This is a genomic window from Hyphomonas sp. GM-8P (genome assembly GCF_003263315.1).
Taxonomy (GTDB): Bacteria; Pseudomonadota; Alphaproteobacteria; order Caulobacterales; family Hyphomonadaceae; genus Hyphomonas.
Genome location: NZ_AWFE01000035.1, coordinates 23,063 through 44,294 on the forward strand (window position 1 = coordinate 23,063; position 21,232 = coordinate 44,294).

Below are 21,232 nucleotides of genomic sequence, written 5' to 3' on the forward strand. Positions count from 1 at the left end.
AAAAATGATGCCGCAGGCCTGCCGATGATGGAGGCCTGCGGTATTTCGTAAACTGCTGATCAGAATCTGTAGCGGACGCCGACTTCGATCAGGTTCGATTTGTTTTCGACTTCGAGGTTCGCCGGGAACAGGTCGACCTTGTATTTCCCGTCCTCAACTGAGCGGTAAGTGTACTGACCGAATACATCCCAGCGCGCATCGAAGCTGTAGGTTACGCCTGCCATGACCTGGTAGGCAAATCCGTTGTCGTCATCGTCCACGATGCCCACGCCCGACGGGTTGAAGGTCACATCCGTCTTCGCATAACCGATGCCTGCGCCGACATAAGGGGTCAGGCCGGATTCATTGGCGAAATCGTAATAGCCATTGAGGAACAGGGCGGTTGTCTTGATGTCACCGCGCCCATCGGCCACGACATCGGCAACTGTCACGCCCAGCGTATCGGCGGAGCCTGTGAGGGCGCCAGCGTCGAGGGCATCGATGGAACCGCCGCCGAGTGTCACGCTCTTGTGCGTATCGACATCGGCCTTTGACATGGCGAGCTGAACCTCTGCGCGGAATGCCGGTGAATATTGGTACCCGGCGGCGGCCGAGTACGACATGCCGTTATCAAATTCGGTTTTCCAGCCAACCGGCGTGCCGGACGCGATCGGCGTACCAGCCGGCAGCGCGCCGCCATTGCCGGTTACGAAATCGACGCTCGTCGCGCCTGAATTGTCACTGTCTGATTGCATGGCGGCACCCACCGTACCTGACACATAAAATCCCTGTGCATGGCCCGGGGCTGCCAGAAGCGCACCGATAACTGATGCTGCGGCAATAACTCCAAGTCGCATAACGTGGTCCCTTTTTTTGATGGCCGGCCTGCCTGACCGGTAATGAATCTACGGGCTTCCTGGCAACGCAGATGAACCGATAACAAGAACGTGATCAACGGGCATAGGCCCAGCCCAATCCGCAGACATGTCAGCGAAATTTTCGTCTTTTTTCAAGGCATATATGATGTATACAGAGCGCCCAAACCCCGGTACCAGCACCCGTGCCAGTCTTCCCGGCATGACGGATCTCACCGATTTCTTATCTCTTACCTGGCAAACGATCGGCCTCGCCATCGCGATGGCCGGTTTCAGGGCCGGGTTGCGCGATGTGCCGGACACGATCTCGAAGACGATGAAGCGGCGGTGTCTGGCTGAGCTGAAGCGGATCGGTATTGTGCTCCGCCGCCTGATCTTCCTGATGGCGTTGCAGGTGAAGCTCGCGCCGGAGAAACCACGCCCCGGCTAAGACTATTTCAAGAATACCGAAGGCGAGACGAAGTCGAAATACACCTTCTCTCTCTCTCGTGCCCACTCAGGCGGGCGAAACGCCGGGCTTTCTGCACGGGCCGATCATCGTGCCAACGCGCGGGCCCGTACTCGCCGCGCCGCTGATCGAAGCGCTGGCCGGCCCCCGACACGAGCTGACCCTGTCCTCAACCAGGAAATTTGCCGAAGCGCCTTAGGCGTTTCCGGGCAAGCGTGCTGCCCGGACGCCAAGCCATCCCTTCTCGGAGAAATCGATCCACCGGATCGATTTCTGATCTCTCTAAGCCTCGTCCTCATCCTTCGCCACAGAAGCAGCGAGTGAGGCGGACAGAAAGCGGTCGATGTCGCCGTCCAGCACGCCTTGCGTGTCGGAGGTTTCCACCTCAGTCCGGAGATCCTTCACCATCTGATATGGCTGCAGGACATAGGAGCGGATCTGGTGGCCAAAGCCGATATCGGTCTTGCCGGCATAGCTCGCATCGGCGACTTCGCGGCGTTTCTGCAGTTCGAGCTCATAGAGGCGGGAGCGCAGCATCTGCCACGCCTGGTCACGGTTGCGGTGCTGCGACCGGTCGTTCTGGCACTGGACCACGATGCCGGTCGGCTCGTGCGTCAGGCGGACGGCAGAGTCGGTCCGGTTGACGTGCTGGCCGCCCGCGCCAGAGGCCCGATAAGTGTCGGTGCGCACATCGGACGGGTCGATCTCGATCTCGATATTGTCGTCAATCACCGGCGTGACCGTGACCGAGGCAAACGAGGTGTGCCGGCGCGCGGAGCTGTCGAACGGCGAAATGCGGACGAGGCGGTGAACGCCCTGCTCCGACTTCAGCCAGCCATAGGCGCTGTCACCCTTGATCTGCAGCGTGGCGGATTTGATGCCCGCCTCTTCGCCTTCGCGCTCGTCCATCTCCTCAACCTTCATGCCGTGCTTCTCGGCCCAGCGCACATACATGCGCCGCAGGATCGAGGCCCAGTCCTGGCTCTCCGTCCCGCCTTCACCGGCATTGATCTGGATATAGGCATCATTGCCGTCGGCCTCGCCGGAAAGAAGCGCGGCCAATTCCGCCTTCTCGGCCCGGTCAGCGGCGCGTTTCAGGGAAGCTTCAAGGTCGGCAACCATGTCGTCGTCGCCTTCGGCGAGCTCCAGCAGCTCACCGGCGTCTTCGGCTTCTTTTTCGAGGGCCTGAACGGTTTCAATCCCTTCGGCCAGTTTCTGGCGCTCTCGCATCATGGCCTGCGCGGCCTGCGGATCGTCCCAGAAGTCCGGCTTTTCGGAGAGGGCAGTCAGTTCATCGAGGCGTTTTGTGGCTGTATCCCAGTCAAAGACGCCTCCGTAGCAGAGCGGCCGAGGAGCGGATCTGGTCAATCAGGGACTTGATTTCTGCGGACATGTGTTCGGCCTTTCGAAAGAATAAAATCTGCGAGGCGGGCCTATAGCGCAGCCGCCCCGCAGGGTCAAAATGCGTCAAGGTCAGTAAGTGCCGTCGAGATCCCCGCTGACAACCTGCTCCTGAGGTTGCATCGGATCATCTTCCGGCACGACACCGGCATCGCGTTCAGGGTCGAAACCGGACACGCTGCCCGAGCTGCTGCCTGTGCCGCAGCTACCGGAAATCGACAGGCAATCATCACTGCCATTGAAGGCCGAAAGCCCCGGCTCCGTACCCGGACGGAAGGCTTCATCAATGATGACACTTGTGTCCGGCCCTGGCAGCTCACCGGTGCGGGCATCGATCTTCACCAGGCGCACGCCGGGCGGAATGCGGAACGGAATAGCGGCCTGGTCAGCCAGCGCCTTCTCCATGAACTCGGTGAAGATCGGCGCAGCGACAGACCCGCCGGCCTCGCCTTCCCCAAGCGTGCGGTTGTCATCGAAGCCAACCCGCACACCGACAACAAGGTCAGGCGAGAAGCCCATGAAGATGGCATCGCGATAATCATCGGTGGTCCCGGTCTTGCCGGCCAGCGGCTTACCGACACGAAGGGCCCGGCGGCCGGTGCCGCGCTCGACGACACCTTCCAGCATGTGCGTGATCTGGTAAGCGACAATCGGGTCGAGCACCTGCTCGCCGACCTCGGCCAGTTGCGGCGGCTCCTGGCCGTCCCACTCTTCAGACTGGCAGCCTTCACAAGCCCGTTCGTCATGACGGAACAGCGTACGGCCGTGACGGTCCTGAACCCGGTCCAGCAGGGTCGGCGTGATCTTCTTGCCGCCATTGACGAACCCGGCATAACCGCGCGCCATGTCGATGAGATAAGCATCGCCCGCGCCGAGAGACATGGCCGCATATGGCGGCAGCTCGTCATAAACGCCCATCCGGACGGCCAGATCGCTGACGGCTTCCATGCCGATATCCTGCGCCACACGCGCGGTCACCTGGTTCAGCGATTTCTCAAGCGCGATACGCAGCGTGACCATCCCGTAGGACCGGCCTTCAGTATAGTTGGACGGGCGCCAGTAATCGCCGGTCGACACATCAAAGGAAACAAAGGGCGCATCCAGCATCCGCGTTGCCGGCGTGTAGCCTTTTTCGAGCGCGGCGGCGTAGACGAACGCCTTGAAGCTCGAACCCGGCTGGCGCTTGGACTGGGTGACGCGATTGTAGCTGGATTTGAAGAAGGAATAACCGCCCTGCATGGCCAGGATCCGGCCGGTGTGCGGGTCGAGTGCGATCAGTGCACCATCGACTTCCGGCACCTGGCGCAGCGTGGCATTGCCAACCGGCACCAGCATCGGCTCAATCTCGCCCTCGTCGATCTCATTGCCTTCCGGATCGTACTCCGCTTCCTCGGATCGCGGCGCCAATGTTTCGTCGGCATTCAGGACCTGCCGCTTCAGCTCTGCGAGCACGACCTGCCCGACCTGAAGCCCGGCCTTGCCGCCCTGTGGCTTGTACGTGTTGGCCCATTCAACCTCTTCGGTCGGCAGCTTGATGGTCGCGCCATCGGTGAGGAGAAGTGTTGCACCAGACCGGGAGACCTTCTGCACCATGGCCGCTTCCCAGGTGCCATAGCCGCCCGGCAATTTCACTTCCTTCAGCGCCTCCTGCGCGCCGTCGCCGGGATCGATTGTGGTCACCGGACCGCGCCAGCCATGGCGGCGGTCATAGGCGATCAGGCCATTGCGCAGCGCCTGCTGCGCGGCGAGCTGCAGATGCGTATCGATCGTGGACCGGATCGAAAGGCCGCCCTGCTCCAGCGTTTCCTCACCATAGGACTTGATCAGGTCGCGGCGGAGTTCCTGGACGAAATACGTCGCGGCCACATATTCCGGCCCCTTCAGGCGGCGCGTTGTGGTGAGCGGCTTCGCCTTCGCCTCATCGGCTTCTTCCTGGGTGATGTACCCATCTTCGACCATACGTCCGAGCACATAGTTCCGGCGGGCCAGAAGGCGTTTCGGGTTTGTATACGGATTGACTGCCGATGGCGCCTTGGCCAGCGATGCCAGCACGGCCGCTTCGGACAGGTCCAGCTCTGGCAGGGATTTGTTGAAATAGTTCAGCGCCGCCGAACCGACACCATAGGACCGCCCGCCGAGATAGATTTCGTTGAGGTACAGTTCGAGGATCTGTCCCTTGGTGAATTCCTTTTCCATGCGCTGGGCGACAATAGCTTCCTTTGCCTTGCGCTTCAGGTTCTGGTCCCGGGTCAGCAGCATGTTCTTGGCCACCTGCTGGGTGATCGTCGACCCGCCCTGCAGGCCGCCCTTGCCGGTGATCTTGTTCTTCACCGAATTGATGCCGGCCCGAAGGATGCCGACATAATCCAGGCCATTGTGATGGAAATAGTTCTTGTCTTCGGCCGCCACGAACGCTTCGACAACGTGGGTGGGGATCGACTCGTAGGGCACGAAAACGCGGTGCTGATCGGCAAATTCCGCAATCAGTGTCCCATCCCCAGCGTGGACCCGGGAGGTGATCGGCGGCTCGTATTGTTTCAATTTGGCAATCGATGGCACAGTGCGGCCAAGCGCAGCGAAGTACAGCCAGAGCGCGATGATGCCGATAATGGCCAGAACGAAGCCGAGCACGAACAGCCGCCGCATCCAGATCCACATCCAGCGTGGTCCAGGCAGGTAAAACCCATTGATTCCGAAGCGATTTTCGACGCTTTCGTATCTGCCGTCAGTCATGAATACTTTCCCTGCCGTCTGCAGACGGAATCGCAGCCTTTTCAGGCGATAGTAAGGCGCGCCGCAGGCGCGTTAAAGAGGCGGGTGTCAGATGTCCTGCCGGTCGACTTCGCCGTCTGTCAGCGACACATCCGGAAGCGCCTTGCGTTCCGGCTCCGGCTCACTGAGCCCATTCTCCAGCCGGTCTATCAAGGCGGCCTTCTCAGCGGCAGGCGGGCGATTGTCCAGCGCCGTCTGCCAGGCCTCTGCCGCCGCTTCCTTGTTATCCAGGTACCAGTAGATGTCGCCGAGATGGGATTCGATCTCCCAATGCTGGTGCGGCTCGAGCTCCTTGCGGGCGAGTTCGATCAGGCGCTTGGCCTCGCTGAGATGGCCGAGCTTGAAGTAGGCCCAACCGAGCGAGTCCGCGATATAGGGGTCGCGCTCTGCCATGGCGCGGGCGCGGCTGAGCACCTTGAAGCCTTCTTCCAGCTTGTCCGTCCGCTCGATCAGGAAATAGCCGAGCGTGTTCAGCATGTACGGATCGTTCGGGCGGGACAGGCGCTCGGTCCGGAGGATAGCGAGTGCCTCCTTGATCTGGCCGTTCCGGCCAAGCGCATCGGCCAGCACAACGCGGCGATCGTGCGTATCGTCGAGGTCACGGGCCTGTTCGGCATGTTCGACAGCCTGCTGGGAGTCGCCGAACTGATTGAAGATGTCCGTCGCCAGACCGTGCGCTGCCGCCTTCTCCGCCGGATTGTCCGACATGGCGATCACTTGCTCGATCAGTTTCCGCGACGCTTTCTCGTCATTCATGCGCGAGTGCAGCTGGAGCGCGCCATAGAGCGTCGGGAGCTTGTCATCGTCATCCGTGAGGCTGAGCGCCCGGTCGATTGCTGCGCGGGCGGCATCCTCCTGCCCTGACATGAGCTTCGCCTGCGCCGCCGCAATCTGAAGGGATGCGGTCGCCTCTGGCGCTGTGTTGGCCACATGAGCCACGCCATCATAGAGGGCGCTGGCATACATCTCGTCGATGATGCCGGAGCGCAGGTCTTCATTTTTCGGAGAAATCAACAGCGCCACCTGATCGAAGGCAGACCGCTGGTCATCGAAGCCGTCAACCCGGCCGCCCATCATGATGCGGCGAATGATACGTTGTTCCTGAAGCGAGCGGGAGACATCGGACAGCGACTGGCTGAAGGCCTCGGCCACGGACTGAGGCTGGTTCCGCAGATTCTTGCCGGTCTCCAGACTGTCCATCGCGGCGGCGTAGCTGATCGCCTCCTCCGGTTCGGCGTCGGCCAGCTTCTGGTACACGGCCTTTGCTTCTTCGATCCGGCCCAGCCGCTGCAGCAGCAGGGCATGGCGGGAAACCACCGTGCGGATGTGGCTATAGAGGAGCCCCTTGGGGTCAAACTCATGCTCGGGCGCCTCGATCTTCGACGGCGTCATCGACTCATAGACGGCAAGCGCCTGTTCCGGCCGGCCAAGGGCATCCAGCATCGCGGCCAGCGACAGGTCTCCGGTCAGGCCCGGCATGCCGCTGGCGGCGCCGCGGTGACGGTTGATCGCCTCGTCCGCCTTGCCTTCCATGGCGAGCAGCCAGGCATCGAGATAGATGTAGAAACTGGTTTCGCCGGTCTCACCGGACCGTTCGCTCGCGTCTGCCAGTGTCTGGCGGGCTTCTTCGATCCGGCCGGCCGCTGCCTCATCCAGCGCGATGAAGGCATCGAATAGCGGGCTGGCATCGCGGTCTTCCATGTCCAGTTCGCGGGTCAGCGTGATGAAGGCGGCCATGTCGCCGGCCTTCACCGCATCGGACGGAACGGCATAGGCATCCGGCCCGACCGGCTTGCCACGTTCGTCCAGAACCGAGGTCGCGCGCGCAGCGTCGGACAGGACGGCATAGGTCTCGGCGATGGCGGTATCTTCCGGCATGGTCTCGACCAATGCCGGTGCTGGAGCGGCAGCGCACGCCCCCAGCGATACGGACAGGGAAAGCGACAGGACAAGCGCACTTGCCGCGACAGAATTCTTGAGGCGCATGGGCTCTCCGGTCTCCAGCCTAGCTGATACATCAAGTGAAGCAGCCCCGTACGGCAAGAGCAAGGCAGCCACATGTTGAACAAGGCAGGTTTGCTGCCTTGTTCATAAACAGGGGCTTAATCTGCCAGGTTTGCGACATCGGTGCCCGGCACGAACAGGACAGCGCAGGCACTTGTGGCCAGCAGCGCCCCGGCAAGTTGCGCAATCAGGAAGCCCGGCACGTCAGTTGGGCGGACGCCGGCAAACGTGTCTGACAGGGATCGCGCGATCGTGATCGCCGGATTGGCGAAACTCGTGGACGCTGTCCACCAGTACCCGGCCGCGATCACCAGCGCGACCGCCGCCGGAACCGCTTTTGGCGCGTATCGGATCGCACCGAAAATGGCGAAGACAAGCGCGAAAGTCGCCACGCCTTCCGACAACATTTTGGCCGGTCCGGACCGGTCGGTCATCGCGACCTGGATCAGCGGCAGCTCGAACATGACATGTGCCAGCAGGCCGCCCGCGACGCAGCCACCCACCTGAACCACAACATAAACCAGCGCCATCGACGCAGAAATCTCCCGGCGGGCAGCAAAGGCCAGCGTCACGGCCGGATTGAAATGCGCGCCGGAAACCGGGCCGAGCGTGGCAACAAGCACCCACAGGATCGCTGCCGTCGCTGCCGTGTTGCCAAGCAGGGCGACGCCATCATTCCCGGCGCTGACCCCAAGGGCGAGAATACCGGAACCGATGACCACGCCTGCCAGCAAGGCCGACCCCAGAAACTCCGCCAGCAATCGTCTGGTCACATCCATCATCGCCCCCTGCCATCCTCAATCCGGAGTGCAAAAGCGGAACAGCCCGCTCCTGGTCAGGAACGGGCTGCAACACGATCGTAGGTAACGGTCCAATCACATGTTCGGGTATGCGGGGCCGCCGCCGCCCTCCGGAACCGTCCAGTTTATGTTCTGGTTCGGATCCTTGATATCGCAGGTCTTGCAGTGGATGCAGTTCTGCGAGTTGATCTGGAACTTCAGCTCGCCACCTTCCTCGATCCACTCATACACGCCGGCCGGGCAGTAACGGGCGGACGGGCCTGCAAAGACATCGTGCTCAGACGATTTCTGCAGGGCCATGTCGGCGACCTTCAAGTGCACCGGCTGGTCTTCCTCATGATAGGTGTTGGTGAAGGAGACGTTGGTCAGCTTGTCGAAGCTGATCACGCCATCCGGCTTCGGATACTCGATCGGCTTGAAGTTCTTGGCCGGCTTCAGCGATTTTGCATCGGACTTGCCGTGCTTCAGCGTACCGAAGAAGGAGAAGCCGCCCAGCAGGCTGGAGATCCACATTTCGATGCCGCCCATCGGGATGCCGATGGCGGTGCCGAGTTTCGACCAGAGCGGCTTCACGTTCCGGACAACCTTCAGCTCCTTGTAGACCGAAGACTGGGTGTAGGCCTCTTCATAGCTTTCCAGCACGTCGCCCTGACGACCGTCCTTGATGGCAGCGAAGGCGGCTTCAGCGCCCATCATGCCGGTCAGGATGGCGTTGTGGCTGCCCTTGATGCGCGGCACGTTGACGAAGCCGGCGCCGCAACCGATCAGCGCGCCGCCCGGGAAGGCCAGCTTCGGAACGGACTGGAAGCCACCCTCAGTGATCGCGCGCGCGCCATAGGCTACGCGCTTGCCACCTTCGAGATGCGGCAGCACAGCCGGGTGGTGCTTGAAGCGCTGGAATTCCTGGTACGGCGAAATGTACGGATTAGCGTAGTTCAGGTGAACCACGAAACCGACCGAGATGAACGGCTCGCCATTGTCGCGGAAGTGATAGAGGAAGCTGCCGCCGCCGGTGGAGTTGTCGAGCGGCCAGCCCATCGTGTGCTGGACATAACCTTCCTGGAACTTTTCTTCCGGAACGGACCAGAGCTCTTTCAGGCCAATGCCGAATTTCTGCGGATCACGGCCTTCATCGAGATTGAACTTCGCGATCAGCTCTTTCGTCAACGAGCCGCGGGCACCTTCGGCGAACAGGACATATTTGCCCAGCAGTTCCATGCCCGGCTGGTAGTCGCCCTTGTGGCTGCCATCGGCTGCGATGCCCATGACGCCGGAGACGACGCCCTTCACGCGGCCATCTTCGCCGTAAACAACTTCAGAGGCGGCAAAGCCCGGGAACACTTCGACGCCGAGATTCTCGGCTTCCTGGCCGAGCCAGCGGGTCACGTTCGCCAGCGAACCGGTGAAGTTGCCATGGTTCTTCATGAAGCCCGGCATCGGCAGCAGGGACATGTCCGCCACGCCTTCCGGACCCAGGAACAGGAATTTGTCAGCCGTCACTTCCGTTTTCAGCGGACGGTCGTCGCGGGTGCGCCAATCGGGGATCAGCTTGTCGAGGCCGACCGGATCCATCACGACACCCGACAGGATGTGCGCACCGATCTCGCCGCCTTTTTCCAGAACGACCACGGACAGGTCTTCGCCTGCCTCATTGGCCAGTTGTTTGAACCTGATGGCTGCTGACAGACCGGACGGGCCGCCGCCCACGATCACCAGGTCGAACTCCATCGATTCCCGTTCCATAGCGTCATCCGCCATTGGTTTCTCCTCGCTTCGGCCTTAGAGTTGCCGCCCATATCTGCAATTACTTAAGCACTTACAATGTCTGCCGCGAAGGTCCAGAGCTTCTGAATGCCCGCCCCTACGTCAATCACTGCCATCGATGCCCTCACCGACTGGTGGGAAGAGATGGGCGTGGAGGTGGACCATGCGAGGGTCGATGCGCTCCTGAAGGCCGCAGACACTGTAGTTTCTGCTGCACCGCAGCAATCCGCGCCTGTCCGCCCGCGCCGCCGCAAACCGACAAACTGGGTCGATGAGGCCCGCTCGCAGGCCGCAGGGTGCGACACTCTGGACGCCCTGAAGGCAGCCATCGAATCGTTTGAAGGCAGCCCGCTGAAGGCTGCGGCGCACTCCACCGTGGTTTACGACGGCGCCCCCGGCGCGAGCCTGATGGTCATCGGCGAAGGCCCGGGCGCGGAGGAGGACCGGCGTGGCCTGCCTTTCGTGGGCAAGGCCGGGCAGCTGCTGGACCGCATGCTGGCGGCCATAGAGCGTAGCCGCGAGACCAATGCCTTCATCACCAACGTCAATTACTGGCGCCCGCCCGGCAACCGGAACCCGGACCAGGAAGAGCTGGATGTCTGCCGGCCCTTTGTGGACCGGATGATAGAACTGACGAAGCCGAAGCTGATCGTGGCGGCTGGCGGTGTTCCGGCCAAGGCGCTGCTGGACACGCAGGATGGCATCATGCGCCTGCGCGGCTCCGAGCATATGTTCACCACAGCGGGCGGCTTTTCCGTTCCGCTGATCCCGCTTCTGCACCCGGCCTACCTGTTGCGCCGCCCGCAGGAAAAGTCCCGCGCATGGCGGGATTTGCTGCTGGTCGAAAAACGCCTGGGGGAACTGGGCGGCTGATGCCTGCTCCGCTTTCCATCATCATTCCAACGCTGAACGCCGAGGCGGAGCTGCCGCTTTGTCTGGAGAGCCTGATGCCCGGGCTGGAGGCCGGGCTGATCCGGGAGGTCATCGTGGCCGATGGCGGGTCGGAGGATGCGACGGCGAGAATTGCCGGGGCGATGGGAGCCAATCTGGTCACCGGGGCGCGAGGCCGCGGGGCACAGCTGGCCGCTGGAGCAGCTGCCGCGCGGGGTGACTGGCTGCTGTTTCTGCATGCCGATACCGCGCTTTCGCGTGACTGGGCCGAGCGCACATTGGATCATATCATGACCAAACCGGACCATGCCGCTTTCTTCGAATTGCGATACCGGTCCGATGCGCGCGCGGCCCGGACTTTGGAAAAACGCGCCAATCGGCGTGCCCGGATGCTGGGGCTGCCTTACGGCGATCAGGGCCTGCTCATCAGCCGGACATTGTATGACGAAGTCGGCGGCTATCTGGACGTACCGCTGATGGAGGACGTGATGATCGTCCGAGCCATCGGCAAGCCACACCTGACCGAGCTGAACGCCGAAGCGCGCACCTCCGCCGCGAAATATGAGCGGGACGGCTGGGGCAAGCGGTCTTGGCGCAATGCGTTCCTGCTCATCCGCTTCCTGCTCGGCGCCAAGCCGGAAGACCTGGCGAAACGCTACACCTGACGAGGAGCTTCTCATGAGCGACGACCGGAATTCCGTGGAACTCTACCGGCAGGAGGGCGAGAATTTCCGTTCTGTCCGCGCGACGCTGGAGGGTGACAAATTCACCTTCGACACACAGGACATGGGCAAGCTGGTCGAGGAAATGTGGGGCGATTCAGACTATGAGTTCTGGACCATTGTGCCGAAGGAAGCCTGGGGCCAGCTGCTGATGGCCCTGTCGATCGAGTTCTTCGCAAACGACCCGCAGGCGACGGATCGCCTGCACGACATCTGTATCGCTCATGGTATTCCGCATGAACGGGGCAGCTGGGCCTAGTCGCCGTCCCACCAGACCGGATCGTCGAAATAGGCTTTTTGCGCGGTACGCAGGTAATCCGAAATCGAAGTCTCCGTCGGCAGGCTACACGTATAGGAATCGAGTTTCTCGATACCGTACGCCTCGCGCTCTTCCTGGCTGACGTCACCGCACCAAGGCAGTTCGACATCGAACGCTTTGAGGCCATCGGCGTCGAATTCCGGCGCCCGCCGTGTGACACCGACGATGTAGGCCGTCTCGTCATCCTCGACCATCCTGATCTCGGTCAGCCAGACCGGGCCGACTGCCGTATCCATCAATGGGACGAACCGGATGCCCATCGGCTCCTCATCCTCATCTTCTTCCGGCGGGGGCATCATCAGGTAACCCTTGTTCCCCCGGTTCGGGACGGTGCGGGCGCAGTCGTCCTCGTCACTGCAGACCAGGATCGCCGACGCCTCGTCGAGGCGAACCGCTTCGCCTTCCGGGATGAACGGCGTTTCGCTCGTGAAGCAGGCAGACAGGAAGGCCGCGGCGCCGATGGCCAGGGCAATGTTCAGGCGTTGCATCAGAAGGCCTCCTTTTATGGCCTAGATTTGTCCCGGGCATCTTTCGCCGGGCACAAGACGAAAGTAAGGCATTGGCATGGGACGTCCAACTCTTCTCGTATTCGCCAAGCCGCCGCGCATCGGCCTGTCCAAGACAAGGCTGGCCAAAGGCATCGGCCCGGCGGCCGCCCGGCGCATTGCCGGCTTCACGCAGGCGCGCACCTTCCGGGCGGCCACTCAGTCCGGCTGCAATACGATCATCTATGCCGCGCCGGACAGTGCGCTTCGTACCGTCACCACGACAGATTGGCCGGCTCACCTGCCGCGGCGCAGCCAGGGCCATGGCACGCTGACCGAGCGGCTGGAGAAAGGGTTCAATGAAGCCCCGCCCGGCCCGGTCCTGTTCATCGGAACCGACGCACCGGACGTCTCCGCCGCCTTGCTGCGCCAGGCCGTTCGCCTGCTCGCCCGGCACGATGCCGTCTTCGGCCCGGCAGAGGATGGCGGCTTCTGGCTGTTCGGCATCAACAAGGGCCCGCGCACGCACTCCCCATTCCGCAATGTCCGCTGGTCCGGGCCGCATGCAATGCAGGATGTCTGGTCCAACCTGCCTTCCCACGCGAATATCGGCCTGTTGCCCATGCTGATGGACATCGACCAGCTGAGCGACTGGCGGGCCTGGAGCCGCCGGCGGCACACGTGGCGGCCGCCTGCGATCCACAGGAAAAAACTCGAGGGACACTAGTTTGTTCTTGATTTGTTCTGTGCCGCATGGCTTTCTCAGCTCATGCGGACCGGACAGAAACTCTCCCCCAAAGGCCGTGTCAGCCTGATCGACACGCAGGCAGCTGCCGAACGCGCCACCCAGCGCGGGCGCGGCGCCGTCTCCAACCAGACCGGCCGGTTCGAGCGGGAAACCCGCTTCGCCTTCGATGATGGTTGGGACACGATCGAACAGGACGCTACGCGGATCGAAACGCTGGTGATGCCGGAAACGGCGCGGACGGTGATCACCTTCAACCGCTCGCCCGACATTTCCTTCGACCGCACGATCAACCCCTATCGCGGCTGCGAGCATGGCTGCATCTATTGCTTCGCCCGGCCGAGCCATGCGTTTCACGGGCTCTCCGCCGGCCTCGATTTCGAAAGCCGGCTTTTCTACAAGACCAATGCGATCCGTCAGCTGGAATGGGAGCTCTCCCGCCCCGGCTATCTCTGCCGTCCCATCGCGCTTGGTATGAATACCGATGCCTACCAACCGATCGAGCGGACCTACCAGATGACACGCCAGGTTCTGGAAGTGCTTGCGGCGCACAATCACCCCGTCAGCCTGCTGACAAAGTCTGCCCTGATCCAGCGCGACATCGACCTGCTCGCCCCGATGGCCGGGAAAGGCCTGGTGCGGGCGGGCGTCTCGATCACGACGCTGGACCGTGCGCTCAGCCGCAAGATGGAGCCGCGCGCCGCGACGCCGCAGCGGCGCCTCGAAACCGTGCGCGCGCTCAGCGAGGCCGGTATCCCCGTTACCGTGATGACGGCGCCAATCATCCCGGCGCTGAACGATCATGAGATCGAGGCCGTGCTGGAAGCTGCTGCCGCCCATGGTGCGGGCGGGGCCGGCTATGTGCTGCTGCGCCTGCCGCACGAAATCAAGGATCTGTTCCATGAATGGCTGGTCCAGCATGTGCCGGACCGCGCGGCGAAAGTCATCAACACGATGCGCGACATGCGTGGCGGCAAGGATTACGACGCCCGCTGGAACGAGCGCATGCGCGGGCGCGGCCCAGTCGCGGACCTGATCGCGAAACGCTTCGCCCGGGCAACAAAACGGCTCGGTCTCAGCAATCCCCGGCCATCGCTGCGGACAGACCTGTTCGCCCCGCCCGTCCAGCCGGGCGGCCAGATGGCGCTGGACCTCTAGGCCTCAGCCGGGCGCGTCGCCCAGAGCCGCCAGCTCACCCGCATTGAAGACGCGGCTGCGAGTCAGGAAGCGTTGCTCGCGTCCATTATCGAGCGAGAACATGCCGCCACGCCCCGGCACGACATCCAGGATCAGCTGGGTGTGATTCCACGCCTCGAACTGGCTGGCCGAAATGTAGACCGGCACGCCGTCGATCTCGCCCAGCTTCACGTCCCGCTCGCCAACCTTGAAGTCATCCGCCGGATAGCACATCGGACTCGACCCATCGCAGCATCCGCCGGACTGGTGGAACAGGATCTCTGGATAATCCTGCCGGATCTCGGCGATCAGGTGCCGCGCCGCATCCGTGGCGGTCACGCGCGCTGGCATATTGGTTACATTTGTCATCGGATCACCTCCGGAAAGATACGGACGGCCCCGGCCTACGCTGCCACCGGGACCGTCCTCCTGCCGTCACACCACGGCAGGATCAGAAGAAGCCAAGCTTCTTCGGGGAGTAGGAGACCAGCATGTTCTTGGTCTGCTGGTAGTGGTCCAGCATCTTCGAATGGTTCTCGCGGCCGATACCGGACTGCTTGTACCCGCCGAAGGCCGCGTGGGCCGGATAGGCGTGATAGCAATTGGTCCAGACGCGGCCCGCCTGAATGCCACGGCCGAAGCGGTAGCAGGTGTTTGCTTCGCGGCTCCACACTCCGGCGCCGAGGCCATAAAGCGTGTCATTGGCGATGGCGAGCGCGTCGGCTTCATCCTTGAACGTTGTAACGGAAACCACCGGCCCGAAGATTTCCTCCTGGAACACCCGCATCTTGTTGTGCCCCTTCAGGACCGTCGGCTTGATGTAATAGCCACCGGCAAGGTCGCCGCCGAGATTGGCCGCCTCGCCACCGATCAGCACTTCGGCGCCTTCCTGCCGGCCGATGTCGAAGTATGAGAGGATCTTCTCTTTCTGCTCCGAGCTCGCCTGCGCACCGATCATCGTGGCCGGGTCCAGCGGGTTGCCCTGCTTGATCTCGCCGACGCGTTTCAGGGCACGTTCCATGAAGCGGTCATAGATGTTTTCGTGTATCAGCGCACGCGACGGACAGGTGCAGACCTCGCCCTGGTTCAGCGCGAACATGACGAAGCCTTCGATCGCCTTGTCGAGATAGTCATCGTCCGCACGCATCACATCTTCGAAGAAGATGTTCGGCGACTTGCCGCCCAGTTCCAGCGTGACCGGGATCAGGTTTTCGGACGCATACTGCATGATCAGACGGCCCGTCGTGGTCTCGCCGGTGAAGGCGATCTTGGCGATGCGGTTGCTGGAGGCGAGCGGCTTGCCCGCCTCCAGGCCGAAGCCGTTCACGATGTTCAGCACGCCAGGAGGGAGGATGTCGGCGATAAGCTCTGCGAACACCATGATCGTGGCCGGGGTCTGCTCGGCCGGCTTCAGCACCACGCAGTTCCCGGCCGCCAGTGCCGGGGCGAGTTTCCATGCCGCCATGAGAAGCGGGAAGTTCCACGGAATGATCTGTCCGACCACGCCGAGCGGTTCATGGAAATGGTATGCGACCGTGTCGTGGTCGATCTCGGAAATGCTGCCTTCCTGCGCGCGGATGCAGCCTGCGAAATAGCGAAAGTGATCGATCGCCAGCGGCACGTCCGCGGCCATGGTTTCGCGGATCGGCTTGCCATTGTCCCAGGTTTCGCAGGTGGCGATGAGTTCGAGGTTTTCCTCCAGCACATCGGCGATCTTGTTCAGCATGCCGGCGCGCTCAGCCACCGCAGTGCGGCCCCAGCCGTCCTTCGCGGCGTGTGCGGCGTCCAGCGCCATATCGACATCGCTGGCGTCGGACCGGGCGATCTGGCAGATCACCTTGCCGTTTACCGGAGACGTATTGTCGAAATAGCGACCGCCGTTCGGGGCGACGAACTTGCCACCGATGAAATTGTCATACCGTTCACGGAACGGGGCCTTCATTTCGGACGTGTCGAGAATCTGTGTGTCGGCCATATCATTTCCTCCAGATCATTGGCGCTCTTCGTCGGGTGCGAAGACTGGGAGGAATGTTCTGCCTGCTGCAGGCCGCTGTCAGCCCGCGTCAATCCGGTGAAATGCGGAATGTGTCTCAGGAATGAGACACATTTGCCGGCAAATCAGTCGCGCGAGAGGCCCAGCTGCTCCATCCGGCGGTACAGCGTCGCCCGGCTGATACTGAGGGCGCGGGCGGCGGCAGCCATATTGCCATTGGCCCGGGCAATGGCCCGGCGCAGTTCGCGCCGCTCGGCACTTTCGAGCCCCACGCCGCGTTGTTCCGAATCCCCGAATAGATCCCCGGCCGGGCGCGGATCGATCCTGTTGTTATGCCCAAGGCCATAGATCGCTCGGGCCGCACGCGTAGCTCCGACGACGAGATCGTCTCCGTCCACCGCCAGCAGCACGGCGCCCTTTTGTCCGTCGCCGGATCCACGCAGGATACGGCGGCTGGAAAATGCGCTCTGGAAATGATCAGCTTCGATCTGGCGGGCTGCGTCGGTCACGGTCTGCGCGATCAGCGTCGCGAAAGGCTGGGTGAGATCGTCCCGGCAAGAGGAAACATCGAGCACAGCGGCGATGGCGCCATGCTCGTCGAAGATGGGCGCGCCCATGCAGCTCATCACCGTATTGCGGTCATGGAAATGCTGGTCGCGATAGATTGTGACAGCGCGCTGCTCAGCGATACAGGTGCCGATGCCGTTCGTGCCCTGCACGGCTTCGGACCAGACGCCGCCTTCGCAAAGGCCTGCCGCCCGGAACAGCGCTCCGTCGCTGTCGGCCATGCGGTGGTCGATCACCACGCCTTCAGTGTCGGAAAGGAACACGCTGCAGCCCGCCAGGCCGAGGCTGGCATAGAGGCGGTCCATCACCGGCGCGGACGTCGCGAGGATCCGGCCGAGGCCGTCGCGGCGAACGTGCAGCTCGGATTGTTCAAGGCGCGCGTCCGAATTGCCGGGAGCATCGGGCTCCAGGCCGTAGGTCTTCATCGAGCGCGCCCAGGAGGCCGCAAGGCTCGATTGCGCCGCCGCGCTTCGCGACAGGGCCACAGAGCGCACCTTTTCGGCGTGCCCGACGGGCGGATCATCCCTTTTCATGCCACATAAGGTATCACGGGCGCCCGGCAAACGCACCTTACCGAAAGGTTGTACGCCGGACCTGCAGCGGTTCTTACGGCTGGCCCTTGGGCAGGTGCCATCCGAAGATCAGCGCTGCCCCGCGCAGGATGAACGCCACCAGCATGCCGGAGGCGAACGCCCAGCCTTCCGGAACACCCGCAAAATGCAGCAAAGCATAAAGCCCTGCACCGACCAGCGCCGCGGTCGCGTAGATGTCTTCCTTCAGCAGCAGCGGGTCGCGGTTGGCGACAACATCGCGCAGCACGCCGCCGCCTGTGCCGGTCAGGACTCCCATGATCACCACGAACAGAGGGTCGTGCCCGAGGCTGGCTGTCTTTGCCGCGCCAGCGATGGCGAAAATGGCAAGGCCGACCGCATCGGCCCAGCGGATCGGCTTGAATGTATCGACCAGGCTGTGAAGGAAAAATGCGATCACGCCGCCCGCAATGGCACACCAGATGGTCAGCGGATCACTCAACCAGAAGACCGGCTGGTTCAGGATGATGTCGCGGATCGTGCCGCCACCAACCGCCGTAATGATCGCCAGAACGACAGCACCGAAAATGTCCATCTTGTTGCGCACGGCAACAATGCCGCCGGAGAGAGCAAACACGAAAGCACCGATGGGATTCACTATGGTGAGGATCAGGTCGAGGTCGAATATCATGGGCCGCTTCCTAATCCGATTTTGCCCCGACTTCCAATCCCGGCGATCACCGCCTGAATTGCACAGAAAATCACAGGGATTTCCACAGATCGAATCACAGCCCTATCCACAACACGAATCAGCAACTAGTTTCGACTCCGGAACGATTCGAGGCCGGAACGAAGCGGCGCGGTTAGGGAATCACTAACCGGTGCAACGCACTGATTCGGGCTTCTGTCTTTCACGCGTTGCGTATTCGGGGCTGTACTATGGAACTGCAAAAGAACGTCATCATGCAGGGCGACTGCATCGATATCCTTTCCCGCCTGCCCGACCGGTCGGTGGACCTCGTCTTTGCGGACCCGCCCTACAATCTCCAGCTCGGTGGCGGCCTGACCCGTCCGGACCAGTCGACCGTCGATGGCGTGGACGATGATTGGGACAAGTTTGACAGTTTCGACGCCTATGACCTGTTCTGCCACCAGTGGCTGGAAGAGTGCCGCCGCGTGCTGAAGGACGATGGCGCCATCTGGGTGATCGGCTCCTATCACAACATCTTCCGCGTCGGCGCGATCCTGCAGGACCAGGGCTTCTGGATCCAGAACGACGTGATCTGGCTGAAGTCGAACCCGATGCCGAACTTCAAGGGCACCCGCTTCCAGAACGCGCATGAAACGCTGATCTGGGCCGGCAAGTCCGAACAGTCGAAATGCACCTTCAATTACGACGCGCTGAAAGTCTTCAACGAAGACAAGCAGATGCGCTCCGACTGGATGATCCCGCTCTGCACCGGCGGTGAACGCCTGAAGGACGAGGCCGGCAAGAAGGCTCACCCGACGCAGAAGCCGGAGGGCCTGCTGCACCGCGTCCTGCTGGCAACGACCAATCCGGGCGACGTGGTCCTCGACCCGTTCTCGGGCACGGGCACGACCGCCGCCGCCGCCAAGCGCCTTGGCCGCAACTATATCGGCATCGAGCGCGACGAGACTTATGTGCGCCTGTCCCGTGCCCGCCTGAAAGCCATCGAGCCGATCAATGGCGAAGACCTCGAAACCGAAAAGAGCAAGAAGTCGCTGCCGCGCGTGCCGTTCGGCGCGCTGCTGGAAAGCGGCTGGCTGAAACCGGGCGACCGCCTGTTCAGCCCGCAGCGCCGCTACCAGGCCCGCATCCGGGTCGACGGATCGCTGACAACGGGCAACGTCTCAGGCTCGATCCACCGCCTCGGCGCGCACGTCCAGCAGGCCCCGGCCTGTAATGGCTGGACCTATTGGCACTATGAGACCGACAAGCGTGATCTCGCGCCGATCGATCTCCTGCGCCGCCGTTACCGGGAAGAAATGGGCCTGAACTAGGCCCGGCAATTCATACGACCAGCATCCAGACCGCCACGGCCGCCAGGATAGCGCCCAGCGCCATGTTCATCCTGTGCGCATGGGACTCGTCCTGAAATTGTCTGGCGATCCCATTGCCAACTGCCGTCCACACGGTGAAGGCGACCAGATTGTTGAGCGTGAAAACAGTGGTGATCATCCAGATGACCGCAAATCGATCCTCCGTCCCGTCAGTCAGGAATTGCGTGAACATCAGCGCGATGATGACATAGGCTTTCGGGTTGAGCGCCAACAGGATGACGCCATCCATGAACCCGGCAGGCCGGGCCTCTCTCACGCTTTCAATGGCGCCGGCCCGGAAAAGTTTCCAGGCGAGATACAGCACGTAGGCTGACCCGGCCCATTTGATGACCAGGAACACCTGTGAAGAACGTTCGAGCGCTGCGGCAAAGCCCAGACCGATCGCCGCGGTCACAAGCCACGTGGCGAGATGATAACCGGCGCTCGCCGGCAGGGTCGCCGCCAGGCCGAAGCGCGCGCCATTGGCCGCAAAGAACATGTTTCCCGGCCCGGGACTTTAGGCCAGTGGAAACAGGAACAGGAGCAGCGCAAGCAATTGTGTGATCATTGAGGAATCTCCCGGTATGCCTGCCGGGTTTTCCTTGCTCGGACCGCCGCCAGCGACCCGATTCTTGCGGTCAGCCCGACGTCGCCAGCCGGAATGCCTTGGCGAAAACGCTGGGCAGGCCTTCCACCCCGGCCAATGGCACCCAGACGCCGTCTGCCTTCGGGCGGCGCGGCAGGTTTGCCCGCTGCACGGTGAGGCGCAGATCGAAATGCGTGAAGACGTGGCGGACTTCGCCAATCTCCTCCCAGCCTGCCGCGAAGGGGGGGGCGAGATCTGAGCGCTCGCCCTCCGACCAGTCGCTGGTGGGCAGGCCCAGCATGCCACCGAGCAGTCCCTTGTCCGGTCGCCGCTGCAGCAGAACTTCGCCCTTGTGAACCGCCACGAAGGCCGCGCCGCGCCGGATGGGCTTCACCTTTTTCGGCGGTTTGATGGGATAGCGCTCCGGGTCGCCTTCCGCCTTGGCAGCGCAATAAGCGGCAAGCGGGCAGATCAGGCAGTTTGGCTTGGTCGGCGTGCATACCGTGGCGCCGAGGTCCATCAGCGCTTCGGCAAAGTCCCCCGGACGGTCGTCCGGTACGAGACGTTCCACTTGCTTATGGAGGCGCTTCTTCTCCTCGGGCCAGTCACCTTTTAGAGCCAGAAGGCGCGCGAAGACGCGATCTACATTGCCGTCCACCGCCGCGGCCGCCTGGTTGAACGCGATCGCGGCGATGGCGCCCGCCGTATAAGGCCCAATGCCCGGCAGCCTCTTCAGCGCCTCCGCCGTTTCCGGCCAGCTGCCGCGCGCCGCAATCTCCCGCGCACATTTCAGCAGGTTCCGCGCCCGGGCGTAGTAGCCGAGCCCGGCCCAGGCCGCCATGACATCTTCATCCTTCGCCTCGGCCAACGCCTCGACCGTCGGCCAGCGCTTTGTAAAGGCATGGAAATACGGCGTGCCGTGAGGAATGGTTGTCTGCTGCAGCATGATCTCGGCCAGCCAGACGCGGTAAGGGTCCCGCCGCTCGCCCAGCGCCGTGCGCCACGGCAGATCCCGCCCATGCTTGTCGAACCAGACGAGCAAGTCTGCAGGCAGTCTGTTCAAATCCCCGTGTTTCGGCACAGCCTGCCTTCCCGTTGTCTTCATTCCCGTGCA

General features: G+C 62.6%; 20 protein-coding genes and 1 pseudogene. 8 read left to right on the top strand and 13 right to left on the bottom strand.

Annotation, left to right across the window (positions count from 1 at the left end; translation table 11 throughout):
- Nucleotides 1-59: 59 nt before the first annotated feature.
- The gene (locus HY26_RS03035; protein ID WP_034768679.1) at nt 60-836 is read right to left on the bottom strand and encodes an outer membrane protein; all 777 of its coding nucleotides are present in this window, start codon (nt 834-836) and stop codon (nt 60-62) included.
- A gap of 163 nt (nt 837-999) precedes the next feature.
- On the opposite strand from HY26_RS03035, the gene HY26_RS03040 reads away from it, so the two are divergent.
- Both HY26_RS03040 and HY26_RS18955 read left to right on the top strand, forming a co-directional pair.
- Complete coding sequence (locus tag HY26_RS03040; RefSeq protein WP_139068870.1) at nt 1,000-1,284, top strand: hypothetical protein; 285 nt, start codon at nt 1,000-1,002, stop codon at nt 1,282-1,284.
- Nucleotides 1,285-1,342: 58 nt separating this feature from the next.
- A complete protein-coding gene (locus HY26_RS18955; RefSeq protein WP_155843658.1) occupies nt 1,343-1,501 on the top strand; it encodes a hypothetical protein in 159 nt (52 codons plus the stop codon).
- Nucleotides 1,502-1,584: 83 nt separating this feature from the next.
- Here the strand turns inward: HY26_RS18955 and prfB are convergent.
- The 5 genes from prfB to HY26_RS03065 form a co-directional block, all read right to left on the bottom strand.
- Nucleotides 1,585-2,695 (bottom strand): peptide chain release factor 2 gene (prfB, locus tag HY26_RS03045; protein ID WP_112072912.1). Its coding sequence is split into 2 segments (ribosomal slippage): nt 1,585-2,625 and nt 2,627-2,695, totalling 1,110 coding nucleotides; the frame shifts between segments, so codons are not numbered across the junction.
- A gap of 80 nt (nt 2,696-2,775) precedes the next feature.
- A complete protein-coding gene (locus HY26_RS03050; RefSeq protein WP_081813204.1) occupies nt 2,776-5,436 on the bottom strand; it encodes a penicillin-binding protein 1A in 2,661 nt (886 codons plus the stop codon).
- An 87-nt stretch (nt 5,437-5,523) separates the two neighbouring features.
- Complete coding sequence (locus HY26_RS03055) at nt 5,524-7,461, bottom strand: tetratricopeptide repeat protein (RefSeq protein WP_034768685.1); 1,938 nt, start codon at nt 7,459-7,461, stop codon at nt 5,524-5,526.
- Between the two features lie 116 nt (nt 7,462-7,577).
- The gene (locus tag HY26_RS03060; RefSeq protein ID WP_051600237.1) at nt 7,578-8,261 is read right to left on the bottom strand and encodes an aquaporin; all 684 of its coding nucleotides are present in this window, start codon (nt 8,259-8,261) and stop codon (nt 7,578-7,580) included.
- Nucleotides 8,262-8,354: 93 nt separating this feature from the next.
- On the bottom strand, nt 8,355-10,037 hold the full coding sequence (locus HY26_RS03065) for an electron transfer flavoprotein-ubiquinone oxidoreductase (RefSeq protein WP_034768687.1): 1,683 nt from the start codon (nt 10,035-10,037) through the stop codon (nt 8,355-8,357).
- Between the two features lie 93 nt (nt 10,038-10,130).
- On the opposite strand from HY26_RS03065, the gene HY26_RS03070 reads away from it, so the two are divergent.
- Genes HY26_RS03070 through HY26_RS03080 form a run of 3 tightly spaced genes read left to right on the top strand, consistent with a single transcriptional unit; the run spans nt 10,131 to nt 11,915 of the window.
- Entirely contained in the window at nt 10,131-10,916 is a 786-nt protein-coding gene (locus HY26_RS03070) for a uracil-DNA glycosylase family protein (RefSeq protein ID WP_034768689.1), read from the top strand.
- Nucleotides 10,916-11,599: a TIGR04283 family arsenosugar biosynthesis glycosyltransferase gene (locus tag HY26_RS03075; RefSeq protein WP_034768697.1), complete on the top strand. Its 684-nt coding sequence runs from the start codon at nt 10,916-10,918 to the stop codon at nt 11,597-11,599. The genes HY26_RS03070 and HY26_RS03075 overlap by 1 nt, the downstream gene beginning before the upstream one ends.
- 13 nt (nt 11,600-11,612) lie before the next feature.
- Nucleotides 11,613-11,915 (top strand): hypothetical protein, encoded by a 303-nt coding sequence (locus tag HY26_RS03080; RefSeq protein ID WP_034768699.1) that lies wholly within the window; start codon nt 11,613-11,615, stop codon nt 11,913-11,915.
- On the opposite strand, the gene HY26_RS03085 is transcribed toward HY26_RS03080, so the two are convergent.
- Nucleotides 11,912-12,463 carry a hypothetical protein gene (locus HY26_RS03085; RefSeq protein WP_034768701.1) on the bottom strand — a complete coding sequence of 184 codons (552 nt, stop codon included), beginning with the start codon at nt 12,461-12,463 and terminating at the stop codon, nt 11,912-11,914. The two genes, HY26_RS03080 and HY26_RS03085, sit on opposite strands and share 4 nt — an antisense overlap.
- A gap of 76 nt (nt 12,464-12,539) precedes the next feature.
- On the opposite strand from HY26_RS03085, the gene HY26_RS03090 reads away from it, so the two are divergent.
- Together HY26_RS03090 and HY26_RS03095 are read left to right on the top strand one after the other, a co-directional pair.
- Nucleotides 12,540-13,187, top strand: coding sequence for a DUF2064 domain-containing protein (locus tag HY26_RS03090; RefSeq protein ID WP_051600239.1), 648 nt, complete (start codon nt 12,540-12,542; stop codon nt 13,185-13,187).
- A 42-nt stretch (nt 13,188-13,229) separates the two neighbouring features.
- Entirely contained in the window at nt 13,230-14,363 is a 1,134-nt protein-coding gene (locus HY26_RS03095; protein WP_034768883.1) for a PA0069 family radical SAM protein, read from the top strand.
- A 3-nt stretch (nt 14,364-14,366) separates the two neighbouring features.
- Here the strand turns inward: HY26_RS03095 and HY26_RS03100 are convergent, their stop codons facing one another.
- From HY26_RS03100 to HY26_RS03115, 4 genes are all read right to left on the bottom strand, one after another.
- The gene (locus HY26_RS03100; RefSeq protein WP_034768703.1) at nt 14,367-14,750 is read right to left on the bottom strand and encodes a DUF779 domain-containing protein; all 384 of its coding nucleotides are present in this window, start codon (nt 14,748-14,750) and stop codon (nt 14,367-14,369) included.
- 82 nt (nt 14,751-14,832) lie between these two features.
- Nucleotides 14,833-16,356 (bottom strand): aldehyde dehydrogenase, encoded by a 1,524-nt coding sequence (gene adh, locus HY26_RS03105; protein WP_034768705.1) that lies wholly within the window; start codon nt 16,354-16,356, stop codon nt 14,833-14,835.
- Nucleotides 16,357-16,499: 143 nt separating this feature from the next.
- Complete coding sequence (locus tag HY26_RS03110) at nt 16,500-17,474, bottom strand: GAF domain-containing protein (protein WP_034768710.1); 975 nt, start codon at nt 17,472-17,474, stop codon at nt 16,500-16,502.
- Nucleotides 17,475-17,547: 73 nt separating this feature from the next.
- Complete coding sequence (locus HY26_RS03115) at nt 17,548-18,162, bottom strand: trimeric intracellular cation channel family protein (RefSeq protein WP_034768712.1); 615 nt, start codon at nt 18,160-18,162, stop codon at nt 17,548-17,550.
- A 248-nt stretch (nt 18,163-18,410) separates the two neighbouring features.
- On the opposite strand from HY26_RS03115, the gene HY26_RS03120 reads away from it, so the two are divergent.
- On the top strand, nt 18,411-19,493 hold the full coding sequence (locus tag HY26_RS03120) for a site-specific DNA-methyltransferase (protein ID WP_034768714.1): 1,083 nt from the start codon (nt 18,411-18,413) through the stop codon (nt 19,491-19,493).
- 10 nt (nt 19,494-19,503) lie between these two features.
- Here HY26_RS03120 and HY26_RS03125 read toward each other — a convergent pair.
- Nucleotides 19,504-20,037: pseudogene (locus HY26_RS03125) on the bottom strand (LysE family translocator); the annotation flags it as partial.
- Between the two features lie 133 nt (nt 20,038-20,170).
- Nucleotides 20,171-21,223: an A/G-specific adenine glycosylase gene (gene mutY / locus HY26_RS03130; RefSeq protein ID WP_051600240.1), complete on the bottom strand. Its 1,053-nt coding sequence runs from the start codon at nt 21,221-21,223 to the stop codon at nt 20,171-20,173.
- Between the last annotated feature and the right edge of the window lie 9 nt (nt 21,224-21,232).

Bases quoted from the DNA above. Each gene is read 5' to 3' on its own strand.
- HY26_RS03035 (WP_034768679.1), bottom strand. From the start codon at position 836: ATGCGACTTGGAGTTATTGCCGCAGCATCAGTTATCGGTGCGCTTCTG.
- HY26_RS03040 (WP_139068870.1), top strand. From the start codon at position 1,000: ATGATGTATACAGAGCGCCCAAACCCCGGTACCAGCACCCGTGCCAGT.
- HY26_RS03050 (WP_081813204.1), bottom strand. From the start codon at position 5,436: ATGACTGACGGCAGATACGAAAGCGTCGAAAATCGCTTCGGAATCAAT.
- HY26_RS03055 (WP_034768685.1), bottom strand. From the start codon at position 7,461: ATGCGCCTCAAGAATTCTGTCGCGGCAAGTGCGCTTGTCCTGTCGCTT.
- HY26_RS03060 (WP_051600237.1), bottom strand. From the start codon at position 8,261: ATGATGGATGTGACCAGACGATTGCTGGCGGAGTTTCTGGGGTCGGCC.
- HY26_RS03065 (WP_034768687.1), bottom strand. From the start codon at position 10,037: ATGGCGGATGACGCTATGGAACGGGAATCGATGGAGTTCGACCTGGTG.
- HY26_RS03070 (WP_034768689.1), top strand. From the start codon at position 10,131: ATGCCCGCCCCTACGTCAATCACTGCCATCGATGCCCTCACCGACTGG.
- HY26_RS03075 (WP_034768697.1), top strand. From the start codon at position 10,916: ATGCCTGCTCCGCTTTCCATCATCATTCCAACGCTGAACGCCGAGGCG.
- HY26_RS03080 (WP_034768699.1), top strand. From the start codon at position 11,613: ATGAGCGACGACCGGAATTCCGTGGAACTCTACCGGCAGGAGGGCGAG.
- HY26_RS03085 (WP_034768701.1), bottom strand. From the start codon at position 12,463: ATGCAACGCCTGAACATTGCCCTGGCCATCGGCGCCGCGGCCTTCCTG.
- HY26_RS03090 (WP_051600239.1), top strand. From the start codon at position 12,540: ATGGGACGTCCAACTCTTCTCGTATTCGCCAAGCCGCCGCGCATCGGC.
- HY26_RS03095 (WP_034768883.1), top strand. From the start codon at position 13,230: ATGCGGACCGGACAGAAACTCTCCCCCAAAGGCCGTGTCAGCCTGATC.
- HY26_RS03100 (WP_034768703.1), bottom strand. From the start codon at position 14,750: ATGACAAATGTAACCAATATGCCAGCGCGCGTGACCGCCACGGATGCG.
- adh (WP_034768705.1), bottom strand. From the start codon at position 16,356: ATGGCCGACACACAGATTCTCGACACGTCCGAAATGAAGGCCCCGTTC.
- HY26_RS03110 (WP_034768710.1), bottom strand. From the start codon at position 17,474: ATGAAAAGGGATGATCCGCCCGTCGGGCACGCCGAAAAGGTGCGCTCT.
- HY26_RS03115 (WP_034768712.1), bottom strand. From the start codon at position 18,162: ATGATATTCGACCTCGACCTGATCCTCACCATAGTGAATCCCATCGGT.
- HY26_RS03120 (WP_034768714.1), top strand. From the start codon at position 18,411: ATGGAACTGCAAAAGAACGTCATCATGCAGGGCGACTGCATCGATATC.
- mutY (WP_051600240.1), bottom strand. From the start codon at position 21,223: ATGAAGACAACGGGAAGGCAGGCTGTGCCGAAACACGGGGATTTGAAC.